Genomic DNA, 16,335 nt, shown 5'->3' with positions numbered 1-16,335 from the left:
GCGGAGGCCGGGACAATCGGCCGGCGTCCCGGAACAATCCGTACCGCTGGCCGCCCAAGCATTGAATACTGCCTGCCGTCCTGCACACTGTGCATGATGAGTGACCCAGGCAGCGATTTCCGCCTCTACCATTCCAACTCCCTGGACGTGCTGGCCGCGCTGCTGGCGCGCAATGTGCGTGCGCCCGTTCCTGGCCAGCCGCTGCTGGCACCGGAAGTGGTGCTGATCCCGCAGGTAGCGATGCGGCGTTGGCTGCAAGCGACACTGGCCGCCGAGTTCGGTGTGGCTGCGAACCTCGAATTCCTCACCCCGGGTGAGTTCGTGGCGCGCGCGCTGAAGGCCAACGTCAGCGGCGAGCAGGACGACCTGGACGCGGCCGGCCTGCATTGGAAGCTGTACCAGGCCCTGCGCGACCCGGCGTTGCTGGCGCAGCCACCGATGCGCGCGCTGCAGTCCTATCTTGCCGGCGATGACGCATTGAAGCCGTGGGCGCTGGCTGGCGAGCTGGCCTCGGTGTTCGAGAAGTACCAGGCGTGGCGCCGCGACTGGCTGCTGCGCTGGGCGGCCGGTGCCGATCCGTCCGATCCGCAGGCGATCCTGTGGCGCACCATCACCCACGGCCACGACTACCGCGCGCGCCGCATCCAGGAATACCTGGACCGCTTCGAGGGTGCCGGTAAGCCGCTGCCGCAGGGCTTGCCGCTGCGCATGTCCGCGTTTGCGACGCTCAACATCTCGCCCGACGTGCTGCGGGTGATGGCCACCCAGGCACGTGTTGGCGAGCTGCACTTCTATATGCCCACCCCGGTGCAGTCGTACTGGGGCGATCTGCAGACCCTGGCCGAGCGCCTGCGCAGCGGCGCGCCCGATCCCTTCGGCGAAGCAGCCGGCGAGAACCGCCTGCTGGAAGCCTGGGGCGCGGCCGGGCGCGACTTCATGGCGGTGCTGGGCAGTTACGAGGTGGTGCACCCGGCCGGCGAAATCGCCGCCTATTCCGATCCGGAGGACGACACCCGGCCGACCCTGGACGAAGGCGGCCTGTCCGACAGCCTGCTGCATCGCCTGCAGTGTGACCTGTTCCACCGCCGCGCACTGCCCTCGGGTGAGCTGCGTGACGGGCTTCGCAGCGACGACCCCAGCCTGCAGGTACACGCCTGCCATACCCGCCTGCGCGAGTTGCAGGTGCTGCACGACCAGCTGCGCAGCCTGCTGCAGGACCCGCGCTTCGACCCGCCGCTGCAGGCGCGCGAGATCGCGGTGCTGGCGCCGGACATCGATCCCTACGTGCCGTACCTGGAAGCGGTGTTCGGCGGCCGTGGTGGCGAGGAGGAGCACATCCCCTATGCGCTGGCCGACAGCAGCCCGCTGGCCGGTGAACCGCTGGCTGATGTGTTCGTGCACCTGCTGGGCCTGCCGGTCTCGCGCTTTGGCCTGAATGAAGTGCTGGACCTGCTGGCCAGCGCGCCGCTGGCCGAAGCGGCCGGGCTGGAAGCGGTGGACTTCGACCGCCTGCATGGCTGGCTGCAGCAGGCCGGTGCACGCTGGGGCCTGGATGCGAAGCACCGCCACCAGCACCAGGCGCCGGCGGACGACGCCTACACCTGGCAGTTCGCGCTGGATCGCCTGGTGCTCGGCCATGCCACCGGCAGCGAGGCCGACCTGGCCGGTGTCGCACCGTGGATCGAACTGGAAGGCGGCGCGCTGGACGCGCTGGACCGGCTGCTGCGCCTGCTGCGCGTGCTGGCGATCTACCAGCGTCGCCTCGGCGAGCTGCTGACCCCGGCGCAATGGCGACAGCGCCTGCTGTCGTTGCTGGATGCACTGCTGCCCACCGCGCCGAGTTCACCCAACAGCCAGCGCGCGCTGGAGCGCCTGCGCAAGCTGCTCAACCAGTTCGCCGAGGATGCTGCCAAGGCCGGCTTCGCGGAAGGCGTGCCGCCGGAGGTGGTACGTGCGCACTTCGCCGGCGCGCTGGGCGAGGCCGATACGCGCGCACCGCTGCTGACCGGTGGCATCAGTTTCGGCCGCATGGTGCCGATGCGACTGCTGCCATTCCGGGTGATCTGCGTGCTGGGCCTCAATGATGGCGATTTCCCGCGCCGTGACCCGGCGGCCGGTCTCAACCAGCTCACCGCCGAACTGGACACGCCGCGCCGCCGACCGGGCGACCGCTCCACCCGCGAAGACGACCGTTTCCTGTTCCTGCAGCTGTTCGCCGCCGCGCAGGAGGTGTTCTACCTCAGCTACCTCGGTGCCGATCCGCGCGATGGCAGCGTGCGCGAGCCGTCGGTGCTGGTCAGTGAACTGATCGATGCCGCCGCTGCGTATCACCTCGATCCGCCTGCGGCGGTCCGCGACTTCACCGTGCGCCATGCCTTGCAGCCGTTCTCGCCCGCCGCGTTCGGTGACGGCGACCCACGCCGCTTCAGCTATCGCCGCCAGTGGCATCCGGCGGCCGGTCGCCTCACCGGCCAGCGCGGTGGACTGCAGCCGTGGTTCGACGCACCGCTGCCACCGCCGCTCGACGATGCGGTGGAAGACGACGTCGCACTCGATACCCTGCGCCGTTTCCTGTGCGATCCGGCCGGACAGTTCCTCGCACAGTCGCTGGGCCTGCGCCTGGCCGACGATGTCGAGGAGGTCGATGACCTGGAACCGCTGGTGCTGTCATCGCGCGGCCCGGAAAAGCGCAGCGTGCAGGCGGCGGTGGTGCGTGCCACGCTCAGCGGCGATACCGAGCCGTTGTACCCGCGGCTGCGCGCGCGCGGCCTGCTGCCGTCCGGCCCATTGGGCGAGCGCCAGTTCGAGGGGGAGCAGTTGAAGACGCGCCCGTATGCCAGTGCGTTGCTGGGCTGGATGCAAGGCGAACCGCTGGAAAGCCGTCGCTACGAAGTGGACATCGACGGCGTGCGCCTGCATGGCCGCGTGGCCGATCGGCATCCCGAGGGCTTGGTGCGCCTGCGCGCCGGTACCCTCAATGGCAATGCAGTGATCCGCCAGGGCCTGGACTGGCTGCTGGCCAACGCCGCCGGCGATGCGTTGCCGCTGGTGCAGTTCCACGATGGCGGTGACGCCGGTCCCGGCCCGCATGTGCTGCCAGCACTGAGCGCCCCCGCTGCACGCGCCGCGCTGCGCGCGCTGCTGCAATTGCGCCAGCGCGGCCTGCGTGAGCCGCTGCGCTTTGCCCCGTATACCGGCTGGGTGCTGTACAACGCGCCGGCAGAAAAACAGCGCAGCGAAGGCTGGAAGCAGTGGCATGGCAGCGACCGCAGTTGGGGTGAATCCAGCAGCGACGCCTGGCAGCTGCTGCTGCGCGGTGCCGACCCGTTTGCCACCGATGCCAGCTATGCCGAGCTGCTGCGCAACAGCCAGGTGGTCTTCAGCGCGGTGCGCGAAGGCCGCACTCTCGGTACCGAAGCACGCCAGGAGGGCAACGCATGAACACCGCCATCGCTGATCAGGAAACCCAGCGTATGGCGGGCGATCCCTACCTGGCCCTGCCGCTGGACGGCATCCGCCTGATCGAGGCCAGCGCAGGCACCGGCAAGACCTTCACCCTGGCCACGTTGTTCACCCGACTGGTGGTGGAGCAGGGCCTGCGTATCGGCCAGATCCTGGCGGTGACCTTCACCGATGCGGCCACCCAGGAACTGCGCAAACGCATCCGCGAGCGCCTGGCGCTGGCCGCGCGCCTGGTCGATCTGGAACCGGCCGAGGGCGAAGCGCCAGACCTGCGGTTGACCCGCGAGGTACTGCAGCGCCATCTACAGGGCGGAACCGAGAGCGCGGTCGCACTGAAACGCCGCCTGCAGGTGGCTGCCGACGAGATCGATCTGGCGTCCATCTTCACCATCCACGGCTTCTGCACCCGCGTGCTGCGCGAGCATGCACTGGAAAGCGGCCATACCTTTGATCCGCCGGAACTGCTGGCCAGCGATCGTGAACTGCTGGAGGAGCTGGCCGCTGATCTGTGGCGCGTGCATGCCAATGACCCGGCCACATTGGAGCCGCTGACCTGGCTGTGGTCCAACCCGGACGCGCTGGCCGCAGATCTGCGCGCGCTGCTGGGCACGCCGCCCCTGCACCCGTTGCCACAGCCGGTGACGCTGGCTGATCCACACCCGGCCTTGCAGGCCACCGCCGCCGAACTGCAGCAGGCGCTTCGCGAGCATGGCGAGCAGTTCTTCATCGACCTCTGCGATGCCGTCGACAACAAGTGGATCAACGGCGTGTCCTACAAGCTGGGCTGGCTGCACCCGCTGGGCCGACAGCTGCTGGCCTGGGCCGAGCGTGCCGACCCGCGCGAGATGCTGGCCAGCGAGCGCCTGCCGGCACTGCTGCCGGAGGTGCTGGCCGACAAGACCAACAAAAAGTTCCCCGACCGCACGCCATCGTCGCCATTGCAGGCGCCGTTGGCGCGCTATGTCGCGCTGCTGGCCGAACGCGATGCCTGGTTGCGTGGTACCGCGTTGAACTTCCTGCACGCGCTTCGCGCCGAAGCCATGCAACGCCTGCAGGCGCTGAAGCGCACGCGCCGGGTACAGACCTACGACGACCTGATCGATGGCGTGGCGGTGGCGCTGGAAGGCCCGCAACGGCTGACACTGGTGAAACAACTGCGTGCGCAGTACCGCATCGCGCTGGTCGATGAGTTCCAGGACACCGACGATCGCCAGTGGGGCATCTTCCACACCGTGTTCGGCGATTCGCCGGAGGTGCGCGAACTCGGCCTGGCGCCGGCACTGTTCCTGATCGGCGACCCCAAGCAGGCGATCTACGGTTTCCGCGGCGGTGACATCCACACCTACCTGAAGGCCAAGCAGGTGGCGCAGCAGGCGCCGGTGCTGGACCAGAACTTCCGCTCGCGACCGGCTGTGTTGCGCGCGTTGCAGGCGCTGTACGACAACGGTGGCGAAGACGCCTTCCTCGAACGCGACATCCAGTTCGAGCCGGTGCGGCCCGGTGGCGTGCGCATCGACGAGGACTACCAGCGTGATGGCCATGCCGCCGCGGCACTGACCCTGCGCGTGCTGCGCAGTGGCGGTGACAAGGCGATGAGTGCGGACGCCTCGCGTGATGCCGCGACCCAGGCCTGCGTGGCTGAGATTCACCAGATCCTGGTCGAGGCGCGTGCGGACAACGCCGTGTTGCGTGGGCGCCCGGTTCAACCCGGTGATATCGCGGTGCTGGTGCGCTCGCATCGCGAGGCCACGCTGGTGCAGCGCGCGCTGGCCGCGGTCGGCATCCCCGCCGTGGCGGCCGGCAAGCAGAGCCTGTTCGCCACCAGCGAAGCGCGTGATCTGCGCGCGCTGCTGCTGGCGCTGCTGCAACCGGCCGACGAGGGCCGTCTGCGTGCAGCGTTGGCCACTGTCCTGCTCGGTCAACGCGCCAGCGCGATCGCGGCGATGGAGCGCGAGGGCGACCTGCAACGCGAGTTCCAGGCACAGCTGCTGCACTGGCGCGAGCGCTGGCAGCGCGGCGGACCGTTCGCGGTGATCGCCGATGTCTGTGCCGCACAGGGCGAACGCCTGCTGGCGCTGATCGACGGCGAGCGCCGCCTGACCAATTACCTGCAGCTGGGCGAACTGCTGCAGGAAGCCTCGGCGCAGGCGCTGGGCATGCACGGCCTGCTGGATTGGCTGCAGGGGCAGATGGCCAGCGCCGATCAGGATGACGAGCAACAGCTGCTGCGCCTGGAATCGGATGCGCGCCGGGTACAGATCATCACCCTGCACAAGAGCAAGGGCCTGGAGTACCCGCTGGTGTTCCTGCCGTTCGTCGGCATCGACGGCGGCGCGCCGAACACGTCGTCGCACTGCACGGTGCATGTGGATGGCCAGCGCCAGCTGCACTGGAAGCTGGACAAGGACGAAGCCTGGGAAGCGGCCAGCAACCAACGTGAGCGCGAGCAGCGCGCCGAGGATGCGCGCCTGCTGTATGTGGGACTGACCCGTGCCGAGCATGCGCTGTGGATCGCCGTGGGTGATCTGGCCGGGCTCGGCAAGACGCGGCTGGCGCCGCTGCTGGGTGACCTGCAGGCGCTGCGCGCGCACGCCGATGTGCACATCGATGACAGTGAGGCAGCGGCCGCGCTGCCGCAGCTGGCGGCCGAAGTGGAAGGCGACCTTCCGGCGGTGCGTGCCCTGACCCGGCGCGTCCCGCACGACTGGTGGGTGTACAGCTTCACCCAGCTGGCCCACGCCGATGCCGGCGCGGGCAGTGATATCGAAGCCGCCGCCACCGAGCTGCCGGCGCCCGCTGCCGACGAACCCGCTGGCCCGGAACTGCCACTGGAACCGGCGTTGCCGGAGCCCGCCGCGGCGGCCGAAGACAGCACACCGATCGACCCGCGCTTCATGGGCAGTCGCTTCGGCAACGTGCTGCACGAAGCGATGGAGAACGTCGACTTCGCCGCATGGGGTGATTGGCAGCCAGGTCTGCAAGCCCCTGAGGGACAGGCCGAGGTACTGCGCAAGGCACTGCACGACGAAGGATATGCTGACGTCGATCTGGATGATGGCGTGTCCGTACTGGTGCCGCTGGTCGGCCACACGCTCACCGTGCCGCTGCCCGAAGGCGGCGCGCTGCACAGCCTGGGTGAAGGCGAGCGCCGCGCGGAAATCGACTTCCATTTCGCCATCGAGCCGACCACGGTGCCGGCGCTGCTGCAGGTGCTGCATGCGCACGGTGTTTCCAGCACGCGACGCGGCTTCGGCCAGCGCCGCCGCCTGGAAGGGCTGATGACCGGCATGATCGACCTGACCTATGTGCGCGATGGGCGCTGGTACGTGCTCGACTACAAGTCCAACCGCCTGCCTGGTTACAGCCCGGACCTGCTGGCCATTGCCATGCGCCACAGCGAGTACGACCTGCAGGCGCTGATCTACACCGTGGCCCTGCATCGCTGGCTGCGTTTCCGCCTGGGTGCGGCCTACGACTACGAGCGCGACATGGGCGGCATCCGCTATCTGTTCTGCCGCGGCCTGGATGCCGCCGGCAACGGTGTGCATGTGGACCGCTTCCCGTTGGCGCTGGTGGATGCCCTGGATGCGTTGTTCGCCGGTGGCGAACAGGCCCAGGCCGAACTGGCTGCGCGTGCCCGTGGAGCAAGTGCATGAGCCTGCTGCAGGAGCTGTATCGCAACGGCCAGCTGCGCACTCTCGATCACGCACTGGCGACCAGCCTGCAACGCTTGCGGGAGGACACCCCTGACAGCGTGGCAGTGGCGGCCGCACTCGCCTCGCTGGCGGTGTCGCAGGGCCACGCCGGTTTCGATCCGGCGCAACCGCAGCGACTGCTGGAAGGCGTGCCGGAGTGGCCTGCCGCGCAGGACTGGCTGGAGCAGCTGCGCGCATCGCCGTGGGTGGCGACGCCGGAGCAGGCCGATGCCATCGCCGAGGATGCACCGCTGGTGCTGGAAAACGGGCTGCTCTACCTGCGCCGCTATCGTGAGTACGAGCGCCAGCTGGCGGCCGGCCTGCAGCGCATTGGTCGGCATCCGCTGCCGGCACCGGACATGGCCGCGCTGGCACCGCTGTTCGCGCACCTGTTCCCGCAGGCATCGGGCAGCGAGGATCACCAGGCACGCGCTGCCGGCGTGACCCTGCGCCATCCGCTGGCGCTGGTCACCGGCGGTCCCGGCACCGGCAAGACCACCACCATCGCGCGCCTGTTGCTGCTGCTGGCCGCACAGGCCCGGCACGCTGGCCAGCCGCTGCCCGAGGTAGCGTTGGCCGCGCCCACCGGGCGCGCCGCCGAGCGCATGGCCGAGAGCCTGCGCGTGGCTGTGCAACGCCTGCAGGAACAAGGACTGGACCCGGCGCTGTGCGCGGCGCTGCCCAGTACCGGCACCACCCTGCATCGCCTGCTCGGCGTGATTCCCGAATCACCGCGCTTCCGCCACCACGCCGACAATCCGCTGCCGGTGGATGTGGTGGTGGTCGATGAAGCCTCGATGATCGATCTGCCGATGATGGCCAAGCTGGTCGACGCAATCGCCAGCGGCACCCGGTTGATCCTGCTCGGCGATCCCGATCAGTTGCCCTCGGTCGAGGCCGGTGATGTGCTCAGCGCGATCCTGCGTGCCAGCGGTGATGGCATCGGCACCCGCGCCGATGACGCGCAGGCACTGCATGATCTGCTGCTTCCAGCCACGCTGCAGCCGCAGGCGGCACCACGCGCCTTCGCCGGGCGCCGCGTGCAGCTGCAGCGCGGCTACCGGCAGAGCAATGCGCTGGACCTGGCACCGCTGGCCCATGCCGTGCGCGAGGGCGACAGCAGCACCGCGCTGCAGCTGCTGCGCAGTGGTGAACTGGCCGGCGTGCATTTCCACGAAGGCGAAGCCGATCCGCTGCGCGGCCAGCGCGAGCACCTGCTGGGCCACTGGCGCGCGCTGGCCGATGCGGCTGATCCAGTGTTTGCCCTGCAGCAGGCCGGGCGCCTGCGCGTGCTGACCGCGCTGCGCGAAGGCCCGCAGGGCGCGCGCGGGCTCAACAGCCGCATCGAACAGCTGCTGGCCGGCAACACCCCCGGCTACTTCCAGGGTCGCCTGCTGCTGGTCACCGAGAACAGCTACCGTCATCGCCTGTTCAACGGCGATATCGGTATCTGCCTGCGCGATGGCAGCGGCGCGATGGTGGCCTGGTTCCCCGGAGACAGCGTCGACCAGCCACGCGCCTTCCACCCGGCCGCACTGCCCGCGCACGAAAGCGCCTTCGCGATGACCGTGCACAAGGCACAGGGCTCGGAGTTCGATGAAGTGTGGTTGCAGCTGCCGCGCCAGGACAGCCGCGTGCTGTCGCGCGAACTGGTCTATACCGGCCTGACCCGCGCCCGCCAGGTGCTGCATGTGGCCGGCAGCGCGGATGTGCTGCAGGCGGCGTTGAAGCGCCATGCCAGCCGATTGGGTGGGTTGGCCTGGCGGCTGGGTGTGGAAGAAGTGGCCGAAGCACCGGCGCACATCGAACAGCCCACCGTGCAGGGCACGTTGTTCTGAAACGGGCGCGATGCGCCCCTGTAGAGTCGAGCCATGCTCGGCTGATGGGCCATGGAGTCGAGCATGGCTCGACTCTACAAAAGCGTACTTCGATCATTCCGACGTTCATCCACGCATGCCGTGGATCTACCGTGTCGACCAAGGTCGACACCCACCAGAGCAGAACGCCGTGCCGGCAGATCGCAGGAAACTGTCGAAGGCGGGGTGGGTCCGGTTGAGGGGGCGTGAGCCGCATGGGCCCGAGGCATGCCTCGGGCGGGTTGGGCAGGACGCCCAACCCCGGTCTTGCCGTGTACGCAGGACAGCGCACACGAGCAAGCGGCGACCGAGCTTACATGGACGTACTTGCAGCGTTCCCCTCAACCGGACCCACCCCGCCTACCCACGGATAGCACGCATTTGACGTTGCTGTTGACGTTGTTTCGGCAGGTGCAGGGCGCAGCCCTGCCTCCACACCTATTCCGCGATCAACACCAGCCCATCCGGGAACACGATCGCCGCTTCATCGGCACTCACGTCGAAGAAGCCCACGCCGTGCTTCTCGGCCAGGTCCTGCACGCGGCCGTGCGCACGTTCGGCCACCGAATAGGCGAAAGCGCCGTAGATCACCTGACTACCGATGCTGTACTCGGTCACCTCAGCACGATCATCGTCGTCATTGCTCAACGGCCCGTTCATTGGCGGAAATTCCTGTGCCATCTCCGCGAACCACGCCCGCAACGCGGGACTGCTGACCGCCGGGTCGTCGTACTCGTGGCGTTCGTTCCACTGCGTCTGCTTCTCGAACCAGGCGATGAAGGCCGCCGCCTCACGTGGAGCGGTGCTGGCCTCGAACACCATCATGTCGTAACTCATTGAACCGTCCTGCGGGCGTGGTGAAAGGCTGCCGGGCGTCGCCCGGCGCTAGTGCTCATTATCAGGCCGATGCAGTGTTGGCATCCGCCAGCCCCGGCGCCAATGCCTTCGCCTCCGGGAACAGCGCGAAGCGCAGGCCGATCAGGCCCATCAGGGCTTCATCGCGGGCCTTGCAGGCGGCCACACTGCCGACCCGTCCCAGCGAGGTATCCAGCCGCTCGCGCAGCGCCTCGGCCGCCACAATCGGTTTGCGCGCGGCGATCTGCCGGCGGTAGTGCACGGCGACCTCTTCCAGGATGTGCTCGACCGCTTCGCGGCTGCGCTCGGGCAGTTCCAGCCGGGCGCGGCGCAGCTGCAGGATGTTCAGGCCGATGCGTGCTTCATTGAGCATGTCCACCGACGCGATGTCGCTGCCCTCCGGCGTCGCCGCCAGGCGCGGCGCGAGCAGGCCCAGCAGATCGAGCATGCGCGCGGCGAAGCGCTGGCGGTCCTGCTGGCCACGACCTTCGGCGGCTTCGGCCAGCGTGGTCCAACCCTGCCGCACCAGCCGGCGCGCGGTCCACTCGGCGCCCACCGAACGGAACAGGCGCGTCATCACCACCGCAAAGCCAATGCCGATGAACATCGCGATGGACGAGTTGAGGAAGGTCTGGATGTTGGCGCTGTAGGTGTTCTGCAGGCTCAGCAGCGCGGCCAGGTTCACCGTCAGCGGCAACGCGAACAGCGCGCTCTTGGGGTGGTGCAGCATCAGCCCCAGCGGCAGGAACGCCACCGCCAGCACCAGCGCCAGCAGGCCGAAGTCGTGCACGGCCGGGAACACGCCGAACAGGTACACGCCGGCCACCACCGAGGCGACCATCGCCCAGACCAGGAACGACACCATGCTCGGTGCCGGATCGTCCTGCGCGGCGAAAAATGCGGCGGTCACTGCGGCCATCATCGCGCCGTTGCCGCCGCCTTCCCAACCCAGCGCGATCCACAGCACGCAGTAGCTCATCAGCGCCACGCCGGCACTGAGCGCGGAGAACAGCGCCATGCCGTAGTCGACGTGCTTGTCGGCGGCCACGCGTTCGGTGCGGATGCGGTAGTGCGCGCGGTCCAGCGGCGCGGTGCCGTGGTCGATCGCGTGCTGCAGCGTGCGGCAGTCCTGCCACAGGTCCACCAGTTCCTCCAGGCGCAGCAGCAGGCTGGCCAGCTGCAGGTGCTGCAGGTCGCGGTCCACCTGCGGCTTCAGTGCGCTGATGCGCGCGCGCAGGCGGGCGTACTCGCTGGCGTTGGTCGGCCCGTCCAGCCAGTCGTGGATATCGTCGACCAGTGCCGGCAGCCCTTCCGGCAGGGCCTGTCCGTCGCTGCGCAGCGCACTCAGGCGGTCGGCAATCGAGGACAGCACCGGCAACAGCAGCAGCATGCGCTCGCGCAGGCGCTCCATCGACACCGCCGAACCGGTGTGGCGTGGATCATCGCGGCGCAGGAACTCGATCAGCGCCTCGAACTGCACCAGGTCGGCGGCCAGCCGGTTGCGCGGCGCATGCGCGCGGCCACGTTCAAGAATCTGCCGGCACCACTGCGCGGCGTCCTCCATCCAGTTGCCGATGCGCGCGCGCAGCATCGGACGCACCGAGGCCGGGAACAGCAGCGAGGCGAACAGCACCGCTACCACCGTGCCGAGGATGATCTCCTCGCTGCGTGCCACCACCGTGTCGAAGATGGTTTCCGGCGAGGTCACCGCCGGGAAGCCGATGAAGGCGGTGGTGTAGCCGGCCAGCAGGAACGCGTAGCCGCGCGGCCCGCGGTTGAGCAGGGCCATGAACAGGCAGCCGGCCAGCCAGATCGACATCGCCGCGCTCAGCACCAGCGGCGTTTCCACCAGCGCCGGCAGCACCAGCAGGGTGGCCAGGCCGGCCACCAGGGTGCCGACGATGCGGTACACGCCCTTGGCCCGGGTCGGGCCCAGCAACGGCTGGCTGACGATGTACACCGTGCCCATCGCCCAGTACGGGCGCGACAGGTTGCCGGCCATGGCGATGTACAGCGCGGCCACCGCGGCCAGGTAGGTCTTGATCGAGAACAGCCAGGCCTGGCGGTCGGTCAGCGCGTTCATGGCTTACTTCGCTGCGGTCGAGGCGTTGGGCGCGGCGGCGCTGGCCTGCCAGCCACCACCCAGCACCAGGAACAGGTGGATCTGGTCGCGCGAGACCTGCGCTTCGGCGGCGGCCAGGGTGGCATCGCTGGTGGCCAGGCTGCGGTCGGCATCCAGGCTGGACAGGTACGGCGTGCGGCCGCCCTGGTACAGCCGGCGGTTCTGCTCGGCGGCCAGTGCGGCCTGCTCCTGCGCGATGCGCAGCGACTGCAGCCGGCGCAGGTCCTGCGCATAGCGGTCCAACGCGGTCTGGGTCTCGCGCAGCGCCTGCAGCACGGTGTGGTCGAACTCGGCCAGGGCTGCATCGGCACCGGCTTCGGCGGCGTGGATGCGCGCGTGGGTGCCGGACGACGGCAACGTCCACGAGATCAGCGGGCCGATCGACCACTGCTGGGTCATCGGCGTGCCGAAGTCCTCCAGCAGGCCGGCGGCACCGAGCGAGGCACCCAGGCGGATGTCGGGGTACAGCTCGGCGGTGGCGACACCAATCCGTGCCGTGGCCGAGGCCAGCTTGCGTTCGGCCTGGCGCACGTCCGGGCGACGCTGCAGCAGCGCACGGCCATCACCGACCGGCAGCGGCTGCGCCAGGGCGGGGGCGTGCGCGCAGTCGATCACTCCGGCCGGCAGCTGGCCCGGGGTCTGCCCGAGCAGGGCGGCCAGCGAATAGGCGGCCGCCGAACGCTGCGCCTGCAGCGGCGGCAATGCAGCTTCCAGCAGCGCCACCTGGGCATTGGCGCGGGCCAGCTCCGGTGGTGTGCCGCGGCCGGCCGCGATCAGGCGCTCGGTGACCGTGCGGCTGCGCTGCTGCAGCTGCAGCGAATGCTCGGCCACGTGCAGCTCGTGGTTGGCGTGGCAGATTTCCAGATAGCTGTCGGCCACCTGCGCGACCACGCTGACCTGGGCCAGGTCGCGCGCTGCGGCGACCGACTGCTCGTCGGCACGCGCCGCTTCGGCGCCGCGCTTGAGCTTGCCGAACAGGTCGAACTGGTAGCTGACCGCGAACTTGCCATCGGCCAGGTTGATCACCGGCAGCTCGTGTTCCTGCAGGAACGATTCGGCCGACAGCTGCGCGCGGCTGACCCCGGCCTCGGCCTCGTACTCGAAGCCACCGGCGTCCAGCGCCTGTTCGTACACCGCCGCCGCACGACGCAGGTGCGCATCGGCGGCCTTCAGCTCCACGTTGTCACGCAGCGCCTGGGTGATCAGGCCATCCAGCACCGGGTCGTTGTACAGCGACCACCAGCGGTCGGGCAGCGCCTGGTTGGCGGCGATCTGCGGGTTCTGGGGATCGATGAAGGCGGCATTGGCCTGCGGGCGCTTGAACGCCGAGCCTTCCGGCAATGCATAGTCCGGGCCGACGGTCCTGCACGCGGCCAGGCTGGCCAGCGCGACGATCAGGCCGAGACGGGGCAGGGCGGCGTTCACAGGCCCGCCTGTGTCGGCGCGGTGCCGGCCTTGTCGTTGTGCGGATGGCGGCCGGTGTCCACGGTCACCGTGGCGGTGCGGCCGGCGATCAGTTCCACGCCCTTGGGCACCTCGTCGATGGCGATGCGCACCGGGATGCGCTGGGCCAGGCGCACCCAGTCGAAGGCCGGGGTCACGTTCGGCAGCAGGGTGCTGCCATTGCTGCGGTAACGGTCCTCGATGCCGGCGGCGATGCTTTCGACATGGCCACGCAGCGGGGTCGATTCGCCCATCAGGCGGATGTCCACGGCTTGTCCCGGGGCCACGCCACGCAGGCGGGTTTCCTCGAAGTAACCATCGATGCGGAACGAGCCGGTATCCAGCAGCGCCAGCACCGGCTTGCCGGCCACCACGTAGTCGCCCACGCGCATGGTGCGGTCGTTGACCCGGCCATCGGCCGGTGCGCGCACCTCGGTGCGCCCCAGGTTGAGCTCGGCCAGGTCGACCGCCGCCTGTGCGGTGGCCAGCGCGGCCTGTGCGGCCTGCAGCTTGGCGCGGCGCACTTCGGCGTCCTCGGCGGCGACCAGGTCCTGCAGGCTGCGGTCACGGCCGATCTCGCGGCGCAGCTGTGCCACCGAGGCCTGGCGCTCGCCCAGGCTGGCCTTGGCCTGTTCCAGCGCGATGCGGTAACGGGCACGGTCGACCACGAACAGCAGGTCACCCTTCTTCACCGCCTGGTTGTCGGCCACCTGCACCGTTTCCACCAGCCCGGATACGTCCGGCGCCACCTGCACCACGTCGGCGCCGACATGGGCATCGCGGGTCCACGGCTCATCCATGTAATAGACCCACAGCTGGCGCAGCACCAGCAGGGCGACGATCACGGCTGCGCTGGTGAGCAGCACCGGCAGGGTCTTCTTCACGATCTTGTTCACGATTGCATCCAACGCAGGAGGTGGAACAGCAGGCCCAGCACGATTCCGTACAGCGCCAGGTTGAACAGCGCCGGGTGCCATACATGGCGATAGGCGCCGGCACGCTGCAGCAGCGCGTGCAGGCCGCTGTTGACCAGATAGGCCAACAACATCAACCCGAGCAGGGTCGGGACGAACACTCCGTGGAGACTGAATTCACCGGGCATCGGTAGGGGCGGGGGCGAGGTGGGGGAGGGGAGGAACAACGAAACAACAGCAACGGGCAAAAGCCGCTGGCGTGTGCACGGCAGCGGCGGTATTCGGGGGCAGCGGTCTTACGTGATGCGGTCGGCGGCCTCGGCCAGCAGGCGCCATGCCTTCAGCACGGCGTGCAGTTCATCCATGGAAAGTTCGCCGAACACGTCCTGGCGCAGGCCGATCAACTGGTCTTCCAGCTCGCTGACCAGCGCGTGTCCCGCGTCGGTCAGCCACAGCAGGTTGGCGCGGCGGTCGCTGGCATCGCTCTCGCGGCGGACCAGGTCGCTGGCGCACAGCTTGTCCAGCAGGCGCACCAGGGAAGGACCCTCCATGCCCAGCTGCTGGGCCAGCGCCACCTGGCGGATGCCACCGCCGGAGCGGCCGATCATCAGCAGGGGCATGGTGCAGGCGGTGGAGATGCCGTAGCTGCCGAGCCGGCTGTCGGCCAGGCGCTGCCACTGCCGCCCTGCGTACAGCAGGCCGGAGCTGAGCTGCATCTGCAGCACGGTGCGCTCGTCGAGGGGTCGGTCCATAAGAGATAGATAGGATACTACTAATTTCATTCCTATCAATGGGTTTTTCTGAATGGGCGGGTGTGTTGAGTAAAGCGTTGCGCCACGTTGCTACGGGTGGGGCAGCGGGGGCCGGACGGGGCAGGACACGCCGTGAACCCATCCTTGGGGGCTCGGCCGCGGCATCCATGCCGCGGACGGTCCTGCCCCGCCCGACCCCCGCTGCCTGCCCATCACCCCGCGGGCGCGGTGGGTTGGCTCTTTAAAGGCAGAAGCAGAAGCAGTGCGGACCAACGGTCCGCACCCACCAATGCCGCAGCGCGCGGTGCTTCCGGAGCCATGAACCCCGCTTTTGACCCCCGCTTTCGGGTGGTCCGGCCGCGCCCGCAGGAAACTGTCAGGGAGGGGGGAGAGGGGGCTGCGCAGGACCGTTGGCGCCATGGATGGCGCCATCGAGCCCCCATGGACGGGTTTACGGCGTGTCCTGCGCAGTCCCCTCTCCCCCTCCAGACCGACAGCAACGACGCGCCAACAACGACCCCCCGATGAACCGTCCCAACAGGACGACCCACCCCCCGGTCGGGTACGATGCTCGCCCCCCGTTCGGGACGCTGTACGCAATGAGCAAGAACAACGAAAAGGCCGCCCCGCAGGGCGACGTGACCCAGGACCAGGCCGAGGATGCCGTGCGCACCCTGCTGCGCTGGGCCGGTGAGGACCCGTCCCGTGAAGGCCTGCTGGATACCCCCCGCCGTGTCGCCGAAGCCTATGGCGACTGGTTCAGCGGTTACCGCGACGACCCCCGCGCCTACATGGAGCGGACCTTCGAGGAAGTGGCCGGCTACGACGAACTGATCGTCCTGCGCGACATCGAGTACGAAAGCCACTGCGAGCACCACATGGCGCCGATCATCGGCCGCGTGCACGTCGGCTACCTGCCGGCCGGCAAGGTGGTGGGCATCAGCAAGCTGGCCCGCGTCGTCGAAGCCTATGCCCGCCGTTTCCAGGTGCAGGAGAAGATGACCGCGCAGATCGCCCAGTGCATCCAGGATGTGCTGCAGCCGATCGGTGTCGGCGTGGTCGTCGAAGGCGCCCATGAATGCATGACCACCCGCGGCATCCACAAGCGCGGCGTCAGCATGGTTACCTCCAAGATGCTGGGCAGCTTCCGCGACGACGCGCGTACCCGCGCCGAGTTCCTGCGCTTCATCGAAGTGGGCGGCAAGCGCTGAGCCGCTTGCCCGCACTCCGCCGGCC

Annotated in this window: 10 protein-coding genes; 4 read left to right on the top strand and 6 right to left on the bottom strand. The window is 69.0% G+C overall.

Annotation, left to right across the window (positions count from 1 at the left end; all coding sequences use genetic code 11):
- The first annotated feature begins 93 nt into the window (after window positions 1–93).
- Genes recC through recD form a run of 3 tightly spaced genes read left to right on the top strand, consistent with a single transcriptional unit; the run spans window position 94 to window position 8,995 of the window.
- Window positions 94–3,441, top strand: coding sequence for an exodeoxyribonuclease V subunit gamma (gene recC, locus ACZLHH_RS23425; protein WP_180844732.1), 3,348 nt, complete (start codon window positions 94–96; stop codon window positions 3,439–3,441).
- Window positions 3,438–7,118 (top strand): exodeoxyribonuclease V subunit beta, encoded by a 3,681-nt coding sequence (recB, locus tag ACZLHH_RS23420; protein WP_180844731.1) that lies wholly within the window; start codon window positions 3,438–3,440, stop codon window positions 7,116–7,118. Before recC ends, recB begins: the two co-directional genes overlap by 4 nt.
- Window positions 7,115–8,995 (top strand): exodeoxyribonuclease V subunit alpha, encoded by a 1,881-nt coding sequence (gene recD / locus ACZLHH_RS23415; RefSeq protein WP_180844730.1) that lies wholly within the window; start codon window positions 7,115–7,117, stop codon window positions 8,993–8,995. The genes recB and recD overlap by 4 nt, the downstream gene beginning before the upstream one ends.
- 456 nt (window positions 8,996–9,451) lie before the next feature.
- Here the strand turns inward: recD and ACZLHH_RS23410 are convergent, their stop codons facing one another.
- The 6 genes from ACZLHH_RS23410 to ACZLHH_RS23385 all read right to left on the bottom strand — a co-directional run bounded on the left by ACZLHH_RS23410 (window position 9,452) and on the right by ACZLHH_RS23385 (window position 15,099).
- A complete protein-coding gene (locus tag ACZLHH_RS23410) occupies window positions 9,452–9,850 on the bottom strand; it encodes a hypothetical protein (RefSeq protein ID WP_180844729.1) in 399 nt (132 codons plus the stop codon).
- 61 nt (window positions 9,851–9,911) lie between these two features.
- Window positions 9,912–11,951: an FUSC family protein gene (locus ACZLHH_RS23405; RefSeq protein WP_180844728.1), complete on the bottom strand. Its 2,040-nt coding sequence runs from the start codon at window positions 11,949–11,951 to the stop codon at window positions 9,912–9,914.
- A 3-nt stretch (window positions 11,952–11,954) separates the two neighbouring features.
- Window positions 11,955–13,415 carry an efflux transporter outer membrane subunit gene (locus ACZLHH_RS23400; RefSeq protein WP_180844727.1) on the bottom strand — a complete coding sequence of 487 codons (1,461 nt, stop codon included), beginning with the start codon at window positions 13,413–13,415 and terminating at the stop codon, window positions 11,955–11,957.
- Window positions 13,412–14,329, bottom strand: coding sequence for an efflux RND transporter periplasmic adaptor subunit (locus tag ACZLHH_RS23395; protein WP_032973896.1), 918 nt, complete (start codon window positions 14,327–14,329; stop codon window positions 13,412–13,414). The genes ACZLHH_RS23400 and ACZLHH_RS23395 overlap by 4 nt, the downstream gene beginning before the upstream one ends.
- The gene (locus tag ACZLHH_RS23390) at window positions 14,326–14,535 is read right to left on the bottom strand and encodes a DUF1656 domain-containing protein (protein WP_010487502.1); all 210 of its coding nucleotides are present in this window, start codon (window positions 14,533–14,535) and stop codon (window positions 14,326–14,328) included. Before ACZLHH_RS23390 ends, ACZLHH_RS23395 begins: the two co-directional genes overlap by 4 nt.
- A gap of 108 nt (window positions 14,536–14,643) precedes the next feature.
- Window positions 14,644–15,099 (bottom strand): MarR family winged helix-turn-helix transcriptional regulator, encoded by a 456-nt coding sequence (locus ACZLHH_RS23385; protein ID WP_012481667.1) that lies wholly within the window; start codon window positions 15,097–15,099, stop codon window positions 14,644–14,646.
- 599 nt (window positions 15,100–15,698) lie between these two features.
- Here ACZLHH_RS23385 and folE point away from each other — a divergent pair.
- The gene (gene folE / locus ACZLHH_RS23380; protein WP_004141296.1) at window positions 15,699–16,310 is read left to right on the top strand and encodes a GTP cyclohydrolase I FolE; all 612 of its coding nucleotides are present in this window, start codon (window positions 15,699–15,701) and stop codon (window positions 16,308–16,310) included.
- The last annotated feature ends 25 nt before the right edge of the window (window positions 16,311–16,335 follow it).

The organism is Stenotrophomonas sp. 28608_Sma (assembly GCF_056486185.1).
Note: the sequence above shows the minus strand (reverse complement) of the source record. Positions and strands in the feature narration are given on the sequence as shown.